At 62.7% G+C, this 19,063-nt stretch carries 20 protein-coding genes; 10 read left to right on the plus strand and 10 right to left on the minus strand.

The features are described 5' to 3' along the window. Positions 1 to 128: 128 nt before the first annotated feature. On the minus strand, positions 129 to 1,370 hold the full coding sequence (locus tag M1R55_RS14265; protein ID WP_249392396.1) for a sugar ABC transporter substrate-binding protein: 1,242 nt from the start codon (positions 1,368 to 1,370) through the stop codon (positions 129 to 131). Between the two features lie 123 nt (positions 1,371 to 1,493). Further along, complete coding sequence (locus M1R55_RS14270) at positions 1,494 to 2,204, minus strand: N-acetylmannosamine-6-phosphate 2-epimerase (protein WP_249392397.1); 711 nt, start codon at positions 2,202 to 2,204, stop codon at positions 1,494 to 1,496. A 213-nt stretch (positions 2,205 to 2,417) separates the two neighbouring features. Between M1R55_RS14270 and M1R55_RS14275 the strand changes: the two genes are divergently transcribed. Continuing rightward, entirely contained in the window at positions 2,418 to 3,896 is a 1,479-nt protein-coding gene (locus M1R55_RS14275; protein ID WP_371827115.1) for a glycoside hydrolase family 3 protein, read from the plus strand. Further along, positions 3,893 to 4,783: a GNAT family N-acetyltransferase gene (locus M1R55_RS14280; protein ID WP_249392398.1), complete on the plus strand. Its 891-nt coding sequence runs from the start codon at positions 3,893 to 3,895 to the stop codon at positions 4,781 to 4,783. The genes M1R55_RS14275 and M1R55_RS14280 overlap by 4 nt, the downstream gene beginning before the upstream one ends. 45 nt (positions 4,784 to 4,828) lie before the next feature. Here M1R55_RS14280 and M1R55_RS14285 read toward each other — a convergent pair whose 3' ends face one another. The 5 genes from M1R55_RS14285 to M1R55_RS14305 form a co-directional block, all read right to left on the minus strand. Then, complete coding sequence (locus M1R55_RS14285; RefSeq protein WP_249392399.1) at positions 4,829 to 5,707, minus strand: DegV family protein; 879 nt, start codon at positions 5,705 to 5,707, stop codon at positions 4,829 to 4,831. Then, positions 5,707 to 6,594 carry an NAD(P)-dependent oxidoreductase gene (locus tag M1R55_RS14290; RefSeq protein ID WP_249392400.1) on the minus strand — a complete coding sequence of 296 codons (888 nt, stop codon included), beginning with the start codon at positions 6,592 to 6,594 and terminating at the stop codon, positions 5,707 to 5,709. Before M1R55_RS14290 ends, M1R55_RS14285 begins: the two co-directional genes overlap by 1 nt. A gap of 452 nt (positions 6,595 to 7,046) precedes the next feature. Then, positions 7,047 to 7,643, minus strand: a complete 597-nt coding sequence (locus tag M1R55_RS14295; RefSeq protein ID WP_249392401.1) for a hypothetical protein — start codon at positions 7,641 to 7,643, stop codon at positions 7,047 to 7,049. A 32-nt stretch (positions 7,644 to 7,675) separates the two neighbouring features. Beyond that, on the minus strand, positions 7,676 to 8,671 hold the full coding sequence (locus M1R55_RS14300) for a prohibitin family protein (RefSeq protein ID WP_249392402.1): 996 nt from the start codon (positions 8,669 to 8,671) through the stop codon (positions 7,676 to 7,678). Between the two features lie 124 nt (positions 8,672 to 8,795). Further along, positions 8,796 to 9,182, minus strand: a complete 387-nt coding sequence (locus M1R55_RS14305) for a YchJ family protein (protein WP_249392403.1) — start codon at positions 9,180 to 9,182, stop codon at positions 8,796 to 8,798. A 225-nt stretch (positions 9,183 to 9,407) separates the two neighbouring features. Between M1R55_RS14305 and M1R55_RS14310 the strand changes: the two genes are divergently transcribed. From M1R55_RS14310 to pepF, 5 genes are all read left to right on the plus strand, one after another. Then, positions 9,408 to 10,277, plus strand: coding sequence for an RNA methyltransferase (locus tag M1R55_RS14310; protein ID WP_249392404.1), 870 nt, complete (start codon positions 9,408 to 9,410; stop codon positions 10,275 to 10,277). A gap of 73 nt (positions 10,278 to 10,350) precedes the next feature. After that, a complete protein-coding gene (locus M1R55_RS14315; RefSeq protein ID WP_249392405.1) occupies positions 10,351 to 10,611 on the plus strand; it encodes a hypothetical protein in 261 nt (86 codons plus the stop codon). Between the two features lie 24 nt (positions 10,612 to 10,635). Further along, entirely contained in the window at positions 10,636 to 10,854 is a 219-nt protein-coding gene (locus M1R55_RS14320; RefSeq protein WP_249392406.1) for a hypothetical protein, read from the plus strand. Between the two features lie 21 nt (positions 10,855 to 10,875). Then, positions 10,876 to 11,454, plus strand: coding sequence for a hypothetical protein (locus tag M1R55_RS14325; RefSeq protein ID WP_249392407.1), 579 nt, complete (start codon positions 10,876 to 10,878; stop codon positions 11,452 to 11,454). Between the two features lie 176 nt (positions 11,455 to 11,630). Then, entirely contained in the window at positions 11,631 to 13,466 is a 1,836-nt protein-coding gene (gene pepF, locus M1R55_RS14330) for an oligoendopeptidase F (protein ID WP_249392408.1), read from the plus strand. Between the two features lie 302 nt (positions 13,467 to 13,768). Here pepF and M1R55_RS14335 read toward each other — a convergent pair whose 3' ends face one another. The 3 genes from M1R55_RS14335 to M1R55_RS14345 form a co-directional block, all read right to left on the minus strand. Continuing rightward, complete coding sequence (locus tag M1R55_RS14335) at positions 13,769 to 14,239, minus strand: YbjN domain-containing protein (RefSeq protein ID WP_249392409.1); 471 nt, start codon at positions 14,237 to 14,239, stop codon at positions 13,769 to 13,771. A gap of 148 nt (positions 14,240 to 14,387) precedes the next feature. Beyond that, positions 14,388 to 14,888, minus strand: coding sequence for an RlpA-like double-psi beta-barrel domain-containing protein (locus tag M1R55_RS14340; RefSeq protein ID WP_249392410.1), 501 nt, complete (start codon positions 14,886 to 14,888; stop codon positions 14,388 to 14,390). Continuing rightward, positions 14,885 to 15,949 (minus strand): Xaa-Pro peptidase family protein, encoded by a 1,065-nt coding sequence (locus M1R55_RS14345; RefSeq protein ID WP_249392411.1) that lies wholly within the window; start codon positions 15,947 to 15,949, stop codon positions 14,885 to 14,887. The genes M1R55_RS14340 and M1R55_RS14345 overlap by 4 nt, the downstream gene beginning before the upstream one ends. A gap of 204 nt (positions 15,950 to 16,153) precedes the next feature. On the opposite strand from M1R55_RS14345, the gene sucC reads away from it, so the two are divergent. The 3 genes from sucC to M1R55_RS14360 all read left to right on the plus strand — a co-directional run bounded on the left by sucC (position 16,154) and on the right by M1R55_RS14360 (position 18,954). After that, on the plus strand, positions 16,154 to 17,317 hold the full coding sequence (gene sucC, locus M1R55_RS14350) for an ADP-forming succinate--CoA ligase subunit beta (RefSeq protein WP_249392412.1): 1,164 nt from the start codon (positions 16,154 to 16,156) through the stop codon (positions 17,315 to 17,317). A 3-nt stretch (positions 17,318 to 17,320) separates the two neighbouring features. Beyond that, the gene (gene sucD / locus M1R55_RS14355) at positions 17,321 to 18,232 is read left to right on the plus strand and encodes a succinate--CoA ligase subunit alpha (protein ID WP_249392413.1); all 912 of its coding nucleotides are present in this window, start codon (positions 17,321 to 17,323) and stop codon (positions 18,230 to 18,232) included. Between the two features lie 140 nt (positions 18,233 to 18,372). Then, positions 18,373 to 18,954, plus strand: a complete 582-nt coding sequence (locus tag M1R55_RS14360; RefSeq protein ID WP_249392414.1) for a hypothetical protein — start codon at positions 18,373 to 18,375, stop codon at positions 18,952 to 18,954. The last annotated feature ends 109 nt before the right edge of the window (positions 18,955 to 19,063 follow it).

Here is a 19,063-nt window from a genome sequence, read left to right on the forward strand (position 1 = left end):
AATCACCTTTATCTAGTTGTCTGACCTGAATCCGATGCCTTTGGCGGCTCTGCGCAGTGGCCCTGCTTGGCGTTGCTACAGGACAACAGGGCCGCCATCAAGACGACCCTGCCACCTGCTTCATATCCTTATAGGCTCGCGTTCCACGCCTTTACAATGTCATCGAGCGCCTGTTTTGCACTCTTCTGACCGGCCATAGCTGCTTCCACATTGTCCTTAAACACCTTGTTCAGTTTGCTGGCATCCGGGTACACCAACGTCAAATCTTTGGCCTTCTTCAACTCGGTGCTACTGATCAATTTGCCCTGATCAATGGCATTTGTGCCGCCCTGTTTAAAGAATTTGTCGGTGCTGGCCTTCACGGTGCTGGGGAAGGTGGTTTTCGTCACCTTGCTAAACTGCAACTGGTTTACATCGTTGGTCAGAAACAGTGCCAGCTTTTGCGCGAGCGCTTTGTCCTTCACGCCTTTGGGTAGGGTAAAGCCCATCAGAGGCGTATGAATGACATTTCCGGCAATATTGATGGGATAGGGCGCAACTTTGGTCAGGTTGTAGATGGCCTTGTTGTCGTTCTCTACCCGCAGGATAAACTGTGGCCCCGTAATTAACATCGCCAGTTTTCCGCTGGAATAGAGTTCAGTGGCAGCCACGAAGCCCCGGCGCATGGTGTCTTCTGGAATGTAGCCACCTTTGTACAAATCAACATAGGTTTGCAGCAACTTTACATGCTCCGGGCTGTTGAACACAGCCTTGCCTCCGCTCTTGTCAAAGATGGGCAGGCCCGCTTCCTGAAACATGAACAGCATATTGATGTTGTTGATGTTGGGCATGAAGCCGTACATGCCCGTCTTGTCTTTAATCTGCTTGGCGGCGGCAATCAGCGTTTGAATGGTGCGGGGCGGATTGGCTGGGTCTAGGCCTGCCTTGCGGAAGATATCGGTGTTATAGGCCACGACTTTGGGTGCCCAGTACCACGGCACGCCTATGTTTTTGCCCTCAAATGTAAAGGTGCTGAGCGGGCTGGGGAAGTAGCTCTTTTTCTGTGCGTCGGTGAGCGTCATGGCTTCCAGTGCACCTTGCTGCACCAGTTTTACAGCCATATCACTGCTCAGGTTCACGGCGGCAGGCGGGCGGCCCGAAGCCACGGCAGCCAGCAGCTTTTGCTCGATGGCATTGCTGGGCACGTCCACCCATTTCAGGTCTACGGTGGGGTTTTCCTTCTCAAACTGGGCCACCAGGCGGTTCATTTCGTCGTTGAACAGCGGCGCGAGGCTGATCGTCCAAAATTCCAGTTGGGTTTTTTGGGCACCTGCGCTAGAGGCGGCGATGAGAGCGGCGGTCAGCAGTGCTTTTTTGTACGTTGAGGTCATAGTAAAACTCCTTGAGATCGGCACGCCCACAGGTCTTGGAGGGCTGGCCTTGAGGTCATGTTGAGATTGCGCTCAGAGTAGCGTGTGAACCTAACGGCAACCTGAGAAATGGGCGTCCGGCTCTCATGCGTCCGGTGTGCCTCCGCGCAAGGCCCCCACAAACCAGCGTGTCACATGGTCGGGGCGGGTAATCGCGCTGCCCACCACCACGCACAATGCCCCAGTCTGAAAGGCGAGCGTCGCCAACTCCGGCGAATTGATGCGCCCCTCAGCGATAAAGGGGAGGCCCGCTGCCGCCAACCCCTCCATCAACGCAAAATCTGGCCCGGTCTGCTGCGGGCTGTGGGGCGTATAGCCGCTCATGGTGGTGCCCACGATGTCGGCCCCCGCCGCATATGCCGCCCGCGCTTCGTCCAAGGTGCTGATGTCGGCCATCGCCAGAGCGCCTGCCGCGTGTGCTGCCGCTGCCAACTCCGCCACGCTGTAAGGGCGCGGCAAATCGGTTCCGTCGAAGGCCACGATGTCTGCCCCGGCGGTGGCTACCTCCTGCACTTCCTGCGGCGTTGCGGTGATATACACACCGGTTCCGGGGTGCGTCTGTTTGGTTAGCCCGACAATCGGAACGCCCGTAATGGCCCGCACTGCCCGGATGTCTTCTGCCGAACGCAGACGCAACCCTGCCGCCCCACCCAATAACGCTGCCCGGCTCAGCGCCACGATATGCACCACTTCTCTAAGTGGACTGCCGTCGTCGGCCTGCACGCTGACCACCAGTTGCCCGTGCAGGCGTGTCAGGGCGGCGGGCAGCGGAGAATGGGGTGCATGTTCGGTCATGGCCCGCAGGCTAGAGCATCGGCGGAAGCTGGGTGGATTGTGGGACGTCGAGGAAAAGGGCGTCCAAGAGTCGAGGGTCTAAGGGTCTGAGCAGATTTCAACTCTAATGTTCAAGTCTTTGCCCTTGCCCTTCCTTAGACCCTCGACCCTTAGACCTGCCCCATAGCCCAAACTGCGCGGCATGGCGGGGCAATCCGTATTAGGCTACGTCCCGTGACCACACAATCCAAATCCCGCCCGCTGCACGGCGCATTGGCGATGGTAGACATCCCCGGCCCCGTTCTAGACGCAGACACCACCGCCCACCTGACCCGGCACGGCGTCCAGAGCGTGTGCTTGTTCGGCAAAAACATAGAGTCGCCGGAGCAACTGCTGCGCCTGTGTACCGACCTGCGCGGCGTGCTGGGCGAGGACGCCCTGATTGCCCTGGACCATGAAGGCGGCGCGATTTTGCGGCCCACCTTTTGGCCGTTCGCACCCTCGGCCATGGGTTTGGGCGCAGCGGGCGATCCGGCCCTCACCGAAGACGTGAACGCGGCGTTGGCCCGCCAACTGCGTTCAGTGGGCATCAACTGGAACTTTGCGCCCGTGCTGGACGTAAACGTGAACCCCGCCAATCCGGTGATTGGCGAGCGTGCCTACGGCGCAGACGCCGCACTGGTGACCCGTCATGGGCGGGCAGCGTTGGTCGGACATGCCTCCGGGGGAGTGGCCGCCTGCGTCAAGCACTTTCCGGGTCACGGCGACACGCATCTGGACAGCCATAAGGCCCTCCCCCGCGTCTCCAAAAGCCGCGCCGAACTGGACGCCACCGAATTTGCGCCCTTCCGCGACCTGTTGCCCGTGACGCCTGCCGTCATGACCGCTCACATCGTCTACGACGCCCTTGACGCTGTTCATCCTGCCACCCTGTCGCGCTCGATCCTCACCGATCTCCTCCGCGCTGAATGGGGTTACGATGGAATAACTCTGACAGATAGTATGGGAATGCAGGCCATTGATTCTCACTACGGACGCGGAGAAGCGGCGGTGCTGGCGCTGCGGGCCGGAGCCGATCTGGTCATGGCCCTTGGCCGCCGCGAAGCCCAGGAAGCCACCCTGAACGCCATGCAAGCCGCCTTGCCCACCCTGAATCCCACCGAACTGGATGCCAGCCTGCGCCGCCTGCAAGCGCTCGCCGCCGCCTATCCATCCGCACCCACTGATTTTGACCCCGTCGCCGACGCACCCCTGTTTGCCGAAGCCTGGGCGCGTGGCCTGAGTGCCTACCAAACACCGGTTGCACCTCTCCCCGGCTCCCGCGTGCTGCTGGTGGCCCAACGCCGTGTCGTGCGCGAAAACGTCAGCGAAGCCAGCGTAGATGCCAGCACCCTCGCCCGTGAACTGGGCACGGTGTATTCAGTGCAACTCCATGCCTACGACGCACCCGAAGAACTGGACTGGGCGGCCATTCGCGCCCTTGGCCTGCCCGTGATTCTCGCCACCACCACCCGCCACCGCCAACCCGCGTTGCTGGGCGTAGAGCCCGATTTGCATTTGGCTCTGTACAATCCCTATGCCGTGCTGGACGTGAATTCTCCGGCGGTGGTGGCGTTTGGATTTCGGCCCGAAGCCCGCACCGCGTTGCTGGGCTGGTTGGGCGGCCAGCGTTCCCTCACCGGACACTTGCCCTTTGCCGGGGCGCCGAAATGACTCCACCGACCGCCGCCGAACTGCACGCGCTCTGGGCCGCCGCCTGGCCCGAACTCGTGCCCCATCCACGCGGCTTTGCCGACCGACTCGGCGACCCGGCCCACTTGCTGCACCGCCGCGACCCAGACGGAACCTTGCTGGCCGCCCTGGCCCTGCGCCCGCCCGAAGCCTACGTTCACGCGCATATTCGCCTCTTGCTGGTTCGTCCGGAGTTCAGGCGGCAAGGGCTGGGGCGCTCGCTGATGCAGGAAGCCCGCGAACACCTCGGCCCTGTCGTGCTGGCACTGGGCGAGGAACGCGGCCACTTTCTGCCCGGCCCCACGGCCCCAAGCGTTCCCTTTTTTGAGGCTCTCGGCTTTACCCTGACTGGCCGCGAGAGTGTCGATATGGCCTGTGACTTGCGGCCCAGCCTGCCGAGCACCGTGATTCCCGCCGGAATGCGCCTGACCACCACCGCCGAACAGGGCATTTTGCCCACGCTGCTGGCCTTTACCGAGTCAGTCTTTGGCCCCCGCTGGACACATGATGCCGGAGCCGTTGCCGCCCACGACCCCTCGCAAGTCCTCGTTTTGATGAAAGGCGCACAGGTGGCCGGGTTTGCGCTGACTGGTTTGGAAACCGACCCCGCCGTCCTGCCGTCCTTCTTCTTCCCGGATGCCCTGCGCCGCGCTGTGGGAGTGACCGAGCTGGTGGGCGGCCTCGGCCCCATCGGGATAGACCCAGAATTGCGCGGCGGCGGCGTAGGAAGCGCCCTGATGGTGGCCGCCATGACCCACCTTCAGACTCGGGGCGCACAGGCCATGGCGATAGACTGGACAGGCGTGGCTCCCTTCTATGAAAAGCTGGGATTCAGGGAATTCGTGCGGTATTTCCACATGCGGGGCTGAGAGTTGGGGGCGTTGGGAACGCGTCTAAGGGTCTGAGAATAGATTTTATCGCTCCCAAGGCCACGCGCCGGGGGCTGCTGCGATGCCTACCGTCCTGGGCCCGGTATGAATGTTCAGCACCGGATTCACACCTGCCACGCCCGACCACACCACCGGATGCCGGGCCTGAACTGCCTTCAACAAGGCGTCGGCGTCGGCCTTTTCGCTGCCGTACAGCAGGCCCAAACGCAGGGGCGTTCCCTCGCCGTACCGCGCCGTAATTTGCGTGGCAATCGCTTCTATGGCCGAGCGGTAAGAGCGCACGCGGGCCAGGTTGGTATACGTGCCGCTGGCCTTGTCCACCGTAATGACTGGCTTCAGGTTCAGCAGCCCGCCCAACGTGGCCTGCACGCGCCCGATTCGCCCGCCGCGCCGCAGGTATTCCAAAGTCTCGATCGTGAAGTACAGTTCGGTTTCCTGTTCTACGGCTTTCATCCATTCCAGCGCGGTGCTCATGCTCTCGCCGCGTTCGGCAGCGGTCACGGCAGCATGTACCTGAAAGGCCTGTGCCGCGCTGAGCGTGCGCGAATCGTGCAGCGTGACCTTCACGCCGTCGGTGACTTGCGTGGCCTGCTCCGCCGCATTCCGGCTGCCGCTGAGGCCTGCGCTGATGGTCACGGCCAACACTTCTGGCGTGCCTGCCGTCCGGTAAGCGTCGGCCCAATCCTGCGGTGTGGGCTGGCTGCTGGTCGGATGTTCCGGGTTGGTCGCCAACTCTCGGAGCAGGGCTTCCCGGCTTATTTCGTGCGTGCGCCTACTGACGCTGCCGAAATTCACGCTAAATGGTGCGATTGGCACGCTGTTCTTCAGTTCTACGTAGGCGTCCAGCCCACCATCGGTCACGACTGCAAATTGTGCCTGCTTCACTTGTACTTGGCCGGTCATTATTCGATCACCACCTTATTCATCTGCTCTATAAGTCGAAGGGCCGCCGTGTGATCCACATCGCCGCCGATTAAGTTGGCCGCTGCCCGCATCAGGGCCGCCGTCTGTGCCAGCATGGGGGCGCTGCTGTGCGTGCTGTTCACCATATCCAGCGCGATGCCTGCGTCTTTGGCCAAGAGTCCTAACCCAAACGTGGCCGGAAATTCCCGTGTCAACACCCGCGCCGGAATCAGGTTCTGGCTGGCATTGCTGCGCCCACTGCTGGCATTGATGACCTCCAGCGCCGCGCCCAGATTGACGCCGCTGCGCCCCAGCACGGCCAACCCTTCCCCGGTGGCCCACAGCGTCACGGCCAGCAGCGCATTGTTGATGGCCTTCACTGCGAAGCCCGCGCCCGTATCGCCCACCCGCATCACCCGCCCCGCCAAGGTGTCCAGCAGGGGCCGCACCCGTTCCAGATCAGCTTCCGCGCCGCCCACCATCACCGTCAGTTGGCCCGACTCTGCGCCGCCCGTACCGCCACTGACCGGAGCATCTAGGAAAGCCACGCCGCGCCCCGCCAATGCCGCCGCCTGACGGGGGGCCGCGTCCGGGTGTCCGCTGGTGCAGTCCACCCACACCGCGCCGCGTTTCAGGGTGGGCAGGGCGGCCAGCACTTCATCGAGGTCGGCACTGGTGGGCAGGCAGGAAAACAGCACGTCGGCTTCGGCCAGCATGTCGGGTGTGGCAAGTTCGCTGCCGTAGGCTTGGGCGTGCGCCTCGGCCCGCGCCGCCGTGCGGTTCCACACCAACGAGCGTCCGCCTGTGGCCTGTGCGTGCCACGTCAGGTGAGCGGCCATCGGCGTGCCCATCGCGCCGAGGCCCAGGAATGCAGTCGTGAGGGTCATACGGACTTGCTCTGATTCCCGAACATCCGCAACCCCATCGGATGTTCAGCAAACGCCGCCAGCCTTCTTCGTGAACGGACTCGCTGTCTTGGGCAGAACAGCACCCGTATGGGGCTTGCCCGCATGAGCAGGCCACTCCTCCCGTACTGTTTGCCATTCGCTCCGCTCTGCTGCGCAGCTGTGCCAGTCAGGTTCGTCTTCGACTCACCGCAATTTTGTTTCATAGATAAGGGCAGGCTAGCGGCTCTCTCGCCTCTGGCCTGCCCTTCTGAACCGGGTACAATCTTTAGAGTTGAGGTTGCTGCGGGGACGGGCCGAGAGGTCGAGGGTCTAAGGTGCTGGGGCGGTGGAGTCGCTGAACTGCAACGAGTAAGGGGGAATGAGCGCCAGCCAAAGCCGTTGACCTTTTTAGAATTTCAGACCCTCGACCCTCAGACCCCGCCCCAGCAATCTCAAAGGTCTCGCACTTTGCCCAAGCTCAAGCCGCCCTCCGCCGTGCCAAAGCGTTCACGCAGGAACCGTCCCTGCGTCAGCAAGCGGTCTGCCGCCGCGTGGTCGTGGCGCAGGGCTTCCTGCACGCCGTCTTCCATCAGCGCAATTTGCTCGGTCAGCAGTGTTTCTGGCGATTGGCCCTGAGCTTCCAGCGCCCGCCGCGCTCCGTCTGTTAAATCGAGGTAGGCCCGCAAGGTGTCGGGCAAATACGATTCCCGCGTTTGACGCAGCAGATAGGCCGTGCGTGTATCGGCATTTTCAGTGCCTTTCTGGGCGTCGGCCACCGTAGAAAGCAGCGCCCAGGCCCGCGCTCTGGCCTCGGCGGGCAGGCGCAGCGTCAGCGTTTCGGGGGCGTCGGGTGATGGGACCGGGGCGGCGTGTTGTGGGGCAGGCAACGCGGCCAGAGCTTTAGCGGCGGCGGCTGGCAACGCTCCACCCGCTTTGGCCGCCGCGTCCTCCAGTTGCCACGCCCGCTGCCGCGCCTGGTTGCTGCTCTCCACATACTTGATCAGGGCAATGCCGCCAAAAATAACCATCAGAATCAGTACGGCAATCATGGTGTCATCCTAACTGTTTGGCGTTTGGCCGCTCATGGTTTGGTGGTCTTCGCCGCCGTCTGCAAACTCTTCATGTCCAGCAAAAAGTTGCCGTCGGCGGGCAACATCACGGTCTGAATACCCGGCGACAGTTTTTCGGCCACTGTGAGCTGAATCAGCAGCGGATTTTCACGCAGGGCACGCCCCCGCAGCGTCAGGGCCTCGGCGTCGCCGCGTGCTTTGGCAATGGCAGACTTGGCCGCGCCTTCGGCTTCCACCACCGCACGTTGGGCGCTGATTTCCGCCTGTTGCAACTTATTTCGCTCTACCGCTACCTGCTGTTCGGCGGCCTGCTTTAACTCGATGGCTTTGGCAATGCTGTCGGGAATTCGGAGTTCCCGCAGCAGCACGGCGTCGAGCAGCAGGTTGTTGTTCGTAAACACCTCGCGCAGGGCGTCGGTAATCCGGCCTTCGACCTGTTGCCGCTGCGTACTGATGATGTCGGCGGCGCTAAATTGCCCGATGGCGTCGCGCACCTTGGAGCGAATTTGCGGGCTGATCACGGTCTGCACGTAGCCGCGCCCCAGTTCCTTGTGCAAAATAGCGGCCTTGCTGCGGTCAATTCGGAACTGCACGGTCACGTCTGCCGTGATGTCCAGTCCTTCTTTGCTGCGTGCCCGAATCGCACCGGACTCGCCGCCGTCTTCATCGGTGTGGGCCAACGTAATTTCTTGCAGGCGGGCGTCATACAGGTTCACGCGGTCTACAAACGGCGTCACAAAATGCACACCTTCCTGAATCACGCCCGGTTTCACGCCGCTGAGGGCACTAAAGACCACGCCGACATACCCCGCCGGAATCACCTTGAAACTCTGGCCGATCAGCAGAGCAGCCGCCACCACACCGCCGACCGTCCACAGCAAGCGGCGAGAAGGGGGCTTGCGTGCTACAGGCGCGTCATTGCCCATCTTGAGAAAAGGGCGGGAATTTTTGGGCGTGCTGGTCGCTTCGTTCTCCGCCGTATTGCCCGGCGAGGGGTTGTCGGTCATATGCCTGTGTACGCGGAACGGGCGAGCAAGGTTGCAAGCTTGAGCTTAGTCCAGCGTTCTGGCAGAAGTTCCTGTGGGCGTCGCCAACTGCTGTGTCAGCCAAGATAAATTGTCTATCCCGCCTTTACCCCTCCACTTCCTTCCCGTCCACGTACACCCAGGCCCCGCCCACCTGCTCGAAGCGGCTGCGTTCGCGCAGGCTGTAGCGTTCGCCGCCCGGCAATTTTAGAGAAGCTGTGAACTCCACCGTCTCATCCGCCGCCGTATGCACGCGCAGACCCATGTAGCGCGTGCCGTCGTTCAGATCGAGGTGACTGGGGCGGGTGCTGGCGTGCCAGGTGTGCAGCACAAACGGCACATTTCCCAGAGCGTAGGCCGTATACCGCGCTCTCATCAGGGCTTCGGGCGTGGCGGGGGGCCGGGAGCCGTCGTGGGCAGGCCCGCAGCACGCGCCGTAGCTGCGGCCCGACCCACACGGGCAAGACTTGAACGGCGGATAGGCGAGCGGCATAACGTCAAGGTAGTGCAGGGGCAGGGCGTTCGGTAAGTGGTCAGTAGGGAGGGGTCATTACCAAACGCGGGGTGGCCGCACAATCTACACACTGATCAACAACAGGCAGGAAGAAGCATCCGGACGGTGTTTTGTGTGGCCCACTCTGCCTCCTGTACCCATTCCCTGCCGAGCAAGCAGGGGAAGGCCCTAGCACAGGCCACCGGGCGGGCATAATGAGGCCCGATGACCGCGCCGGACGTAATTACTTCTCTTCAAAATGCCCTCGTCAAGCGGCTGGTTCGCCTGCGTACCCGCAGGGAGCGCGAGCTGGACAGCGTAATCGTGATTGAGGGAGCCAGAGAAACCACACGGGCGCTGGCTTCCGGCGTGCACCCCAGCCTGACCGTGACCTGTCCGCCGCTGTATAGCCCTGAAGCGTTGGCTGTCGCTCACACGCTGCCCGGCGAGCGCGTAGAACTGTCGCGCACCGCCTTCGAAAAGGTCAGTGGCCGTGAAAACCCAGACGGCCTGCTGATGCTTGCGCCTACGCCTGTGCCCAGGCTGCCTGACCCACCCGAACAGGCAACAGTGATCGTGCTGCACGGCCTGGAAAAACCCGGCAACGTGGGCGCGATTCTGCGCAGCGCCGACGCCGCGGGCGCACACGCGGTGCTGGTGCTGGGGCGCGGCGCAGATCCCTACGGCCCCAACGTAATCCGGGCCTCTCAGGGCAGCGTGTTCCGTGTGCCCACCGCCGTCCTGACCGAAGAAGGAGCGTGGGCGTGGCTGCTTCAGCACGGCTTTACCACTGTAGCCTGCACGCCCGACGCGCCCCAGGCTTACTGGGACGCTTCCCTGACTGGCCGCGTGGCCCTGCTGCTGGGCACCGAACATGAGGGCCTGCCCGAAGAATGGCGCATTTCCCGCAGTTCCTCCAGCCTCAGTGTCGGCATTCCCATGCACGCCGCACCCGGCGGGGCCGATAGCCTGAACGTGTCGACCGCCGCTGCACTGGTGCTGTTCGAATGCGTGCGCCAACGCCGCAGTCTTCGTAACCAGTCCCAATTCTCCCAATCCCAGCCCACTCAGCCCCCAACCGAGGTATCACCATGACCAATCCCCCTCCTGTGCCTGCTCCGTCCAACGACCCCTACCGAGACTGGCTGCGGCCACGGCAGGGCAAGAAATGGGCGTGCGTGAAGCCGAAATGACCATTCAGGGCGCGGTTCAGCGCCGGGGCTGGACGGCGGTTCGGGCACTTGGCCCCCGCGATGTGGTGGCTGTGCTGCAAAACGTGTACCGCGTCATGCGCGATCAGGTGGGCGAGGGCCGTGCCGACAAATGGCTGGAAGTGGCCTCGACGGATCTGGCGCAATTGGCAGAAACAGTTCCCGTGCCCACCGTCACGCCCGCCTTTACCGAAAGTGCGCCGCGTGCCCTGCGCTGAGGTCGCCGCGCTCACGATCTGGCCTTGCTGCTGGCCCGCTCTCACGCCGAAACTGGCATGCGGAGTCTCGGGGCCATCCGCTCTAATCCAGACCTGTCGGCCCTGGAAACTGCCGCCGAATGGGATGTGCAGGCCACCCAGGCCGAGGTACGCCGCTGGGAAACAGAGGACATGCTGACCAATTTGCGGGCCGACCATGCCCGTGTGGAAGTGGCCGATCAGGTGGCCGCCTCCCGCGCTTAGGCCGAACTGCTCTTTTTGCGCGTGTCGGAACTGGAAGGCGGTAAAGGCCGCGAGCAGGCCACTCCCGCGCAGTTGGCCCACAGCCGCCTGATGCTGATCCAAACCACATCCTTCCTGGACGCCTTTGCGCCGCTGGTGGCCGAAGAAGACGCCGACACGCCCCTGACCATGCTGGATATGAACCTCGACAATGCCCGCTTTTCGCTGGGTGTGCCGCTGCATCCCAACGTGCTTCGCGCCCGCCATACCCTCAACTATGCCCAGTGGCAAGCTGGAGAACAGGCCAACCAGGCCCCCGCCGTGGCTGATGCCCGCCGCATTCTGGCTCAGGCCGAAGCTGAAGCCGGGGCGCAACTTCACGCCACCCTGGACGCCGCCCGCACGCATCAGACGGCCCTGCGTCAGTTGGCCCAGACCGTGGAGGCTCTGGAAACCCGCGCCGTCCACCTCAAGTCCAATGGCGGCGATCCCCTCAGCCTCGCCCGCGTGCGCTTCGAATGGCGTCAGGCCCGCGCTTCCGCACGAATTCAGAGTCACCGCATGGAAGAAGCGATCCGCCTGCTGGAAGCGTTGGTCAGCGAGCCGGGAGACTTCCGTTAAGTGGGCGCGGTGGAGTGCCGGGGACGGGCAAGGGCGGTCGAAGGGTCTGAGGAGGGCAATCGCTGACGCTTGCTCACCTCTCTCTGTTGGTGGGGCATCCCGCAACCGAACCCGCCCCAGCACCTTAGACCCTCGACCTTCAGACTTGGCCCCCTCGCCGTGTTAACCTTCCCGCCATGACCACAATTCAACCCGTTGTGAGCCTCCCCAAGCGCCATGAAGTGCCCCGCGACCAGACGTGGGACATAGAAGCCATGTACGCGACGCCTGATGCGTGGGAAGCCGACGCCGCCGCGCTGCCCGACGATATTGACGCGCTGGGAGCCTACGCGGGCACGCTGGGCCAGAGTGCAGATGCATTGCTGACGTACCTGAAGGCCGAATCGGAACTGGAACTGCGCCTGACACGCTTCTTTTCCTATGCCAGCATGAACGCCAGCGTTGATGGCCGTGATGCCGAAGCCGCCGCCCGCCGTGACCGGGCCAGTGGAATCGCCGCCCGTTACGGCAGCGTCACGGCTTTTGCCCGCCCCGAACTGCTGGCGCTGGATGAATCCGAGTTGGAAGGCTGGATCGCGCAGTCCGAACTGCAACCCTTCCGCATCCGTCTGGAGCGGATTTTGCGCCAGAAACCCCATGTCCGTAGCGCTGAAGTCGAGGAACTGCTGGGCGCGGTGCAGGCTCCTTTCGCCTCGGAACGCGGCATTCACCCCGCGCTGGTGAACATGGATTTGCGCTTTGGCACGGCAGGTGGCACGCCCGTGACGCAGGGCAACGTAGACCGCCTGACCACCGACCCTGACCGCGAGGTGCGCCGCCAGGCGTGGGAAGGCTACGCCGACGCACACCTGGCCGTGCAGCATGCTCAGGCTGCGGCTTACTCCACCAATGTGCGCCAGAACGTGTTTCTGGCCCGCGCCCGCCGCTACCCCGACGCGATCACCGCCACCCTCGCGCCCGACCAGATTCCTACAGCGGTGGTCACGACCCTGCTGGACACCTACCGTGCCCACACCCCGACCTGGCACCGCTACTGGAAGGTGCGCCGCGAGTGGCTGAATCTGCCCGAACTCCGCGAATACGACGTGAAAGCCTCGCTGGTGCCGCCCGTGCCCGTGGACTACGCGCAGGCCGTGGAGTGGCTGGCCGAAGGGATGGCCCCGCTTGGCCCCGACTACGTGACCGAGATGCGGGCGGGCCTGACCACCGAGCGTTGGGTGGACTACGCCGAGAACGACGGCAAACGTCAGGGTGCGTATTCCAGCGGCGGCGGGCGCGTCAAGCCGTACATCTTCATGACCTGGAACGGCACGCTCGCCAGCTATTCCACGCTGGCCCACGAAATCGGCCACTCGATGCACTCGCTCCTCTCGGCCCGCGAGCATCCCTTCAGCGTGCCGCGCTACACGTTGTTTCATGCCGAGGTGGCCAGCAATTTCAATCAGGCGATGGTGCGCCAGCATTTGCTGAAGCGGGCGCGTGCGGCGGGCGATAAGAATTTGGAAGTCGCGCTGATCGAAGAAGCGCTGGGCAACTTTCACCGCTACTTTTTCATCATGCCTACGCTGGCCGCCTTTGAATTGGAAGCCTACCGCCGCGTAGAAGGAGGGGGCAGCCTCAGCGCCCCCGACCTGAATACCCTCACTGCTGACCTGCTGGCCGAGGGATACGGCGAGGGCGTGACCATGAACCGTGACCGAAGCGGCATCCTGTGGGCGCAGTTTTCCACCCACCTGTACGCCAACTTTTACGCTTACCAGTACGCTACAGGCATCAGCGCGGCCCACCAACTTCTGACCCAGTTCGACGCCGACCCGGACATCGCCCGCGAGCGTTACCTGACATTCCTGAAGTCGGGCGGCAGCCTCGATCCCATTGACGCCCTAAAAGCAGCGGGCGTGGACATGCTCTCGCCCGAGCCGGTGCAGGCCACCTTCCGCACGCTGGCCGGATACGTGGACAGGTTGGAGGAATTGTTGCGCGAGCGGAAAGCTTCAGCAAATAAAGTGTGAATGATGTACTGAATTGAATTTTTCGTGAACACGGACGCGGCTACTCCAGCCGCGTCCGTGTTCTTTTACCGATGTTGACGAGTGCTAAGTGTGGTTCAGGTTGTTCACCCTCATCACATAGTTGCAACACAGGCTCACCAACGGCGGCTCTTGCTCTTCCTTAGACCCTCAGACCTTGAACTCTTAGACATGCCCTATGCAATGAACAAAGTCCTCACGAGCTAGATTAATCGTGAATCATTTCACTTGATACGAGTTAGCAAAGGCGGGAATGACCCCGCCCCGCTTCAATACCCGGAGGCTTATGCCTGAGGCATCTGCAACTGCGGGCCGTTGGCGTCGGGCACGTAGCCTTCCAACGTCGCGTAGTCGTCCTGAAAGTGCATCAGCACGCCGCCGAACAGCGTGTCGAAGGTTTCCTGAGGCATTTCGGCCAGCGTGGGGTAAAAGCCGACGTACTCCAGCCACACGTTGCCGTCGGCGTCGATGCTGCGGGCAAAGGCGCGTTCGCGATTGCGGTCGTTCAGCATCGTCACGATCTCGGCGCGGCGTCCGGGGTACTGCTTCTGGGTCACGCAGGTGACTTCCAAACGGCTGGTGTTATTGGGGCCGTCGTTGACGCTGACCAATACGGCGGCGTCGCCCATCTCGAAGCGCCAGCCCATGCGAATGAAGCGCTGGCCGTTGTTCTCTTCCATATCCAGCTGAACTTCTTTTTCCTTCAGGTATTTTGCGAGCGTGTCCAGCGTGAGTAGTGCCGTTTCCATCGTCATTAAAACCATCCTCCTCGGTGGGGTGAAACACAAACAGGTTGAGACTAAAGCTTGTGTGGTTGAAACCCGTGAGATTCTAACACTCCCGCCGATGCCTACGCGGTAGGAAAGGTCTTCATGCAGCCGGGGGTCGGTCAGCGGTCCACTCTTAAGGCCGAGAAAGGATCGTCAGCGTGACCGGAGCCACGCCCTGCGACAAAATCCCCAGCACCGCCGCCGCCTCGTTGGAAATGTCGATAATGCGGCTGGGCACACCAAACGGCCCCCGGTCATTGATCATCACGTCGACGCTGCGGCCTGTACTGCTGTGGGTCACGCGCACCCAGGTTCCAAACGGCAAGGTCAGGTGCGCGGCGGTCATAGACGTTTGGCTGTTGCCCCGCCCGCCGTAATACACCGCCGTTCCCCGCTGAAACACAGGGGCGTCCTGATTCACCACCCGCGCCGTATCCGTGCCGCCGGGAAGCTTCAGCACTTGCCCGACTTCCAACAGTTGGCCCGGTAGGTCATTCATTCGCTGCAAGGCCGCCACCGTGACACCGTTTTGCTGGGCCAGTTTCCACAGCGTATCGCCGGGCTGCACGCGGTAAACCCGTTCGGCAGAGGCCGTGCCGAGAAAGACAAGCGAAAGCAGGAGCAACCGCTTCATATCCCCTCTCCTAACAACACTTCCTTAGGCGTCAAACTCAGCACCTCGTAGCCGTCTTCCGTCACCAACAGCAAATCCTCGATCCGCACGCCGCCCACGCCCGGCAGGTACGCGCCCGGTTCGATGGTAATCACCATGCCCGCCGCCAGCACCTCTTCGCTGGTTTTGCGGAGGCCGGGAGCCTCGTGGATATTTAGGCCCACGCCGTGCCCCAGCGAATGCGCGAAGGCTTCGCCCAGGCCGTGCCGCTCCAGGATGCCACGTGCCAGAGCGTCCAGATCGGCACACTTCACGCCCGGTTTCACGGCAGCAACCGCGGCTTCCTCGGCTTCCAGCACCGCTCCGTACACCCGCCGCATTTCATCCGACGGCGTGCCCACCGCCAGCGTTCGTGTCATGTCGGAATGGTAGCCGTGCAGCCTCGCGCCAAAATCGATGGTCACGAGGTCGCCGTCCTCTATCACGCGCTCCGAGGCGGCGCCGTGCGGCATGGCTCCGCGTGGCCCGCTCGCCACGATCACGTCAAAGCCCACTTCGGCTCCGGCCCTGCGCAGGCCCAGTTCCAGTTCCAGCGCTACGTCCAATTCGCGTACCCCAGCCCGGATCATGGGACGCACCTCGGCAAACACGCGGTCTGCCAAGGCCTGCGCTTCCCGAATGGCCTGCACTTCTTCCGGCGATTTGATGGCGCGCAGGCCCTCGATCAGCCCGCGCACCGGCGTCAGCGTGGCTTCCCAGTGCTCGCCCAGGTCTTCCAGTCCCGCTACCGTCAGATGGTCAGCCTCTATGCCCACGCGCAGGCCCTTTACGGCGTCTGCAGCGTGCTGGTAGGTTTCCGGCGGTCGGGCAATGTACACGTCTACCCGCGATTCTTCCCCTGCCTGCACGGTGTAGCGGGCGTCGGTGTACAGCGTCACCGCGTCGCCCGGCCCCACCAACACCTTGCCGTCTGCGCCGCTGGTAAAGCCCGTCAGCGCCCGCACATTGGCTGGATTACTGACCCACAGCGCGTCTATGCCCGCCTGCCGCACCGCCTGCCTCAAGTCTGCGAGTTGTGTCATGCCCGCCAAGGTAACAGAACAGACGGCTGCGGGATGTGGAGTCCCAAACGGACTGTGGCTGTCCCCACTACAGGGACATTCGCCTCTCCCCACTCCCCGGCGCTTATACTTCTTCGGGACGAAAAGACGGCGGCCTGACATCTGATGATGGGCGGGTCAACACAAGACAGACTGTTCCCGCGTGGGAACCAAAGAGGAGAAACCGTGAAACTTCACGAGTATCAGGGCAAGGAACTGCTGCGCCAATTTGGCGTGAACGTGCAAGACGGCAAAGTCGCCTACACCCCCGATGAAGTGCGCACCATCGCGCGTGAGTACGGGCAAGCTGTGGTCGTCAAGGCCCAGGTGCATGTGGGCGGGCGCGGCAAAGCGGGCGGCGTGAAGTTCAGCCCCACCATCGACAAGGCCTTCGAAAATGCCGAGAAAATCCTGGGCATGGACATCAAGGGTCTGACGGTGAACAAGGTGCTGGTGACCAAAGCCGTGGACATCGACGCCGGAACCGAGTACTACGTGGGCATGATCGTCGACCGCAACGTGCAGAGCTTTACGCTGATGGCCTGCGCCGAGGGCGGCATGGAAATCGAGGAACTCGCCGCCGAGCGCCCCGAAGCCATCATTCGCCACCGTGTCGACCCCATTACCGGCCTACGCCCCTACGAGGCCCGTGAAGTCGCCATCCGCGCCGGATTCAAGGGCAACCTGAACAAGATTGCCGACATGATGGTGAAGATGAGCCAGGCTGCACTGGCCCGCGACGCCGTGCTGGTCGAAATCAACCCGCTGTTCATTGACGCCGACGGTACGCCGCTGGCGCTGGACACCAAATTCGAGATCGACGACAACGCCATGTACCGCCACAAGGATCTGCTGGACTGGCGCGAACTGGAAGCCGAGCATCCCCTCGAAATCGAGGCCAGCAAGTACGGCTTTGCCTACGTGAAGCTCGACGACGGCAACGTGGGCGTGCTGGGCAACGGCGCGGGCATTGTGATGACCAGCCTCGACGTGGTGAACCGCGCCGGAGCCAAACCCGCCAACTTCCTCGACATCGGCGGCGGTGCAAAGGCTGAAATCGTGTACAACGCGGTCAAGTTGGTCTCCAAAGACACCGACGTGAAGGCCATTTTCATCAACATCTTCGGCGGCATTACCCGCGCCGACGAGGTGGCCAAAGGCGTGATTCAGGCCCTCAAGGAAGGCATTCTGACCAAGCCCGTGCGCATGCGGATTGCCGGAACCGCCGAAGAAGAAGCCAAGGCGCTGCTGGCCGAAGTCAACAGCCCCCTGATCCAGATGTACCCCGATATGTTTCAGGCGGCGGAAGCGGCCTCTAGAGACGCAAACTCAGCTGGGGAGGCGAAATAAGTCATGGGCATCCTAGTCAACAAAGACAGCAAGGTCATCGTGCAGGGCATGACCGGGCGCGAGGGCGCGAGCCACAGCCGCGCCATGAAAGAATTCGGCACCCAAGTCGTCGCAGGCGTGACCCCCGGCAAGGGCGGTAGCGACTTTGAGGGCTGGCCCGTGTACAACAGCGTCGCGGAGGCCAAGGCCGCACACGGCGCGAACGTGTCCATCATCTTCGTGCCCCCCGCCGGAGCCGCCGACGCCGTGCTGGAAGCAGCGCACGCCGGAATGCCCCTGATCATCCTGATCACTGAGGGCGTGCCCACCATCGACATGATGCGGGCCGTGCAGGAAGTGAAGGCGCTCGACGCCATCAGCCGTGCAAACGGTGGCGAGGGTGTGCGTCTGATCGGTGGCAACTGCCCCGGCCTCGTGACCAGCGGTGAGTGCAAGGTAGGCATCATGCCCAACAAGATTTACAGCGAAAAAGGCCGCATTGGCCTGATCAGCCGCTCCGGTACCCTGACCTACGAAGCCGCCAAGCTGCTCAGCGACGCGGGTCTCGGAACGTCGACGACGGTGGGCATCGGCGGCGACCCCGTGATCGGCACCACCTTTGCCGACGTGCTGCCCATGTTCGAAGCCGACCCCGATACCGACGCCGTCGTGCTCATCGGTGAAATCGGTGGAGCCGACGAAGAAGCCGCCGCCGAGTACATCGGCAAGCACATGAAAAAGCCCGTCATCGCCTTCATTTCAGGCCGCAGCGCTCCTGCTGGCAAGCGCATGGGCCACGCCGGAGCCATCATCATGGGCAACGTGGGTACGCCCGAAAGCAAGCTGGCCGCTTTTGCCGCCGTGAACGTACCGGTGGCCGACACCATGCCCCAGATCATGGACATGGTCAAGAAAGCGCTGAATATCCAGAACTGATGGCAGAAGAACCAAGAAAATAGGGGAGAGGCCGGGGCAGATGCTCTGGCCTCTTTCTTGTGCCCGATTTGCCCCCGCAGACGTAAAGGAATCGTCATCCGTCGTCACATGACCGTCAGGCCCGCGAGTAGACTATGGGTATGAACCTCTCTGCTCGCTCCCTCGCCACTTTGACCCTGCTGGGACTCGGAACGCTGGCCCCGGCGTCCGCGCAAGGCATCGCGGGCACGGTGACTGGCAGCGTTGCCGAGGGCATGCGGGTCAGCGGGTGGGCTGTGACCCCCAGTGGTCAGGCCGTGCAAGAAATAGTGAGTGTGCCCATCAACAACAGCAAATTCCGACTGGAGTTGCCCGCCATTGCGCCCAGCGCCCGTGCCCAAACGACCCTCAGCGCTCAGAATGTCAGCTGGCCCGGCGTCATTGACCCCGTGACCGTCAGCGCCCCAGTGCAAACGGCAGAAGTCAAATTCTTTACCTACCGCGATACCAACCGCAGTGGCCAGCGCGACGACAACGAACCGCTGAACGAAGTTACGCTGAATTCGGGGAGCAGCAGCGTCTTCGTAGCGTGGGTCGGTACCGACGTGACCGTAAAAGCCAACCGGGGCTACGAGGCGACCCTGAAACGTGGCTGGAACGTGTTTCTGGTCGATGTAGGCCGCGCCGTGAAAGTCTCGCCTTACCTGGAAACTGCGTCCGTATCTCTGAATTTAGGCCGCTGAGTCCAGCACAACACATCCACAACACTCCGGGCGTGCTTTAGTTCACGCCCTTTGTGCTGACGTGCCGAAAATTCTGGATTGATCTCGCCTTTGGAGAGAAGCCCGTGAG

The sequence above is a fragment of the Deinococcus sp. QL22 genome (genome assembly GCF_023370075.1).
Taxonomy (GTDB): Bacteria; Deinococcota; Deinococci; order Deinococcales; family Deinococcaceae; genus Deinococcus.

Excerpts from the sequence above, each read along its gene's own strand:
- pepF (WP_249392408.1), top strand. The coding sequence starts at position 11,631 with ATGACCACAATTCAACCCGTTGTGAGCCTCCCCAAGCGCCATGAAGTG.
- M1R55_RS14280 (WP_249392398.1), top strand. The coding sequence starts at position 3,893 with ATGACTCCACCGACCGCCGCCGAACTGCACGCGCTCTGGGCCGCCGCC.
- M1R55_RS14300 (WP_249392402.1), bottom strand. The coding sequence starts at position 8,671 with ATGACCGACAACCCCTCGCCGGGCAATACGGCGGAGAACGAAGCGACC.
- M1R55_RS14345 (WP_249392411.1), bottom strand. The coding sequence starts at position 15,949 with ATGACACAACTCGCAGACTTGAGGCAGGCGGTGCGGCAGGCGGGCATA.
- M1R55_RS14335 (WP_249392409.1), bottom strand. The coding sequence starts at position 14,239 with ATGACGATGGAAACGGCACTACTCACGCTGGACACGCTCGCAAAATAC.
- M1R55_RS14315 (WP_249392405.1), top strand. The coding sequence starts at position 10,351 with ATGGGCGTGCGTGAAGCCGAAATGACCATTCAGGGCGCGGTTCAGCGC.
- sucD (WP_249392413.1), top strand. The coding sequence starts at position 17,321 with ATGGGCATCCTAGTCAACAAAGACAGCAAGGTCATCGTGCAGGGCATG.
- M1R55_RS14340 (WP_249392410.1), bottom strand. The coding sequence starts at position 14,888 with ATGAAGCGGTTGCTCCTGCTTTCGCTTGTCTTTCTCGGCACGGCCTCT.
- M1R55_RS14265 (WP_249392396.1), bottom strand. The coding sequence starts at position 1,370 with ATGACCTCAACGTACAAAAAAGCACTGCTGACCGCCGCTCTCATCGCC.
- M1R55_RS14270 (WP_249392397.1), bottom strand. The coding sequence starts at position 2,204 with ATGACCGAACATGCACCCCATTCTCCGCTGCCCGCCGCCCTGACACGC.
- M1R55_RS14310 (WP_249392404.1), top strand. The coding sequence starts at position 9,408 with ATGACCGCGCCGGACGTAATTACTTCTCTTCAAAATGCCCTCGTCAAG.
- M1R55_RS14295 (WP_249392401.1), bottom strand. The coding sequence starts at position 7,643 with ATGATTGCCGTACTGATTCTGATGGTTATTTTTGGCGGCATTGCCCTG.
- M1R55_RS14360 (WP_249392414.1), top strand. The coding sequence starts at position 18,373 with ATGAACCTCTCTGCTCGCTCCCTCGCCACTTTGACCCTGCTGGGACTC.
- M1R55_RS14305 (WP_249392403.1), bottom strand. The coding sequence starts at position 9,182 with ATGCCGCTCGCCTATCCGCCGTTCAAGTCTTGCCCGTGTGGGTCGGGC.
- M1R55_RS14290 (WP_249392400.1), bottom strand. The coding sequence starts at position 6,594 with ATGACCCTCACGACTGCATTCCTGGGCCTCGGCGCGATGGGCACGCCG.
- M1R55_RS14285 (WP_249392399.1), bottom strand. The coding sequence starts at position 5,707 with ATGACCGGCCAAGTACAAGTGAAGCAGGCACAATTTGCAGTCGTGACC.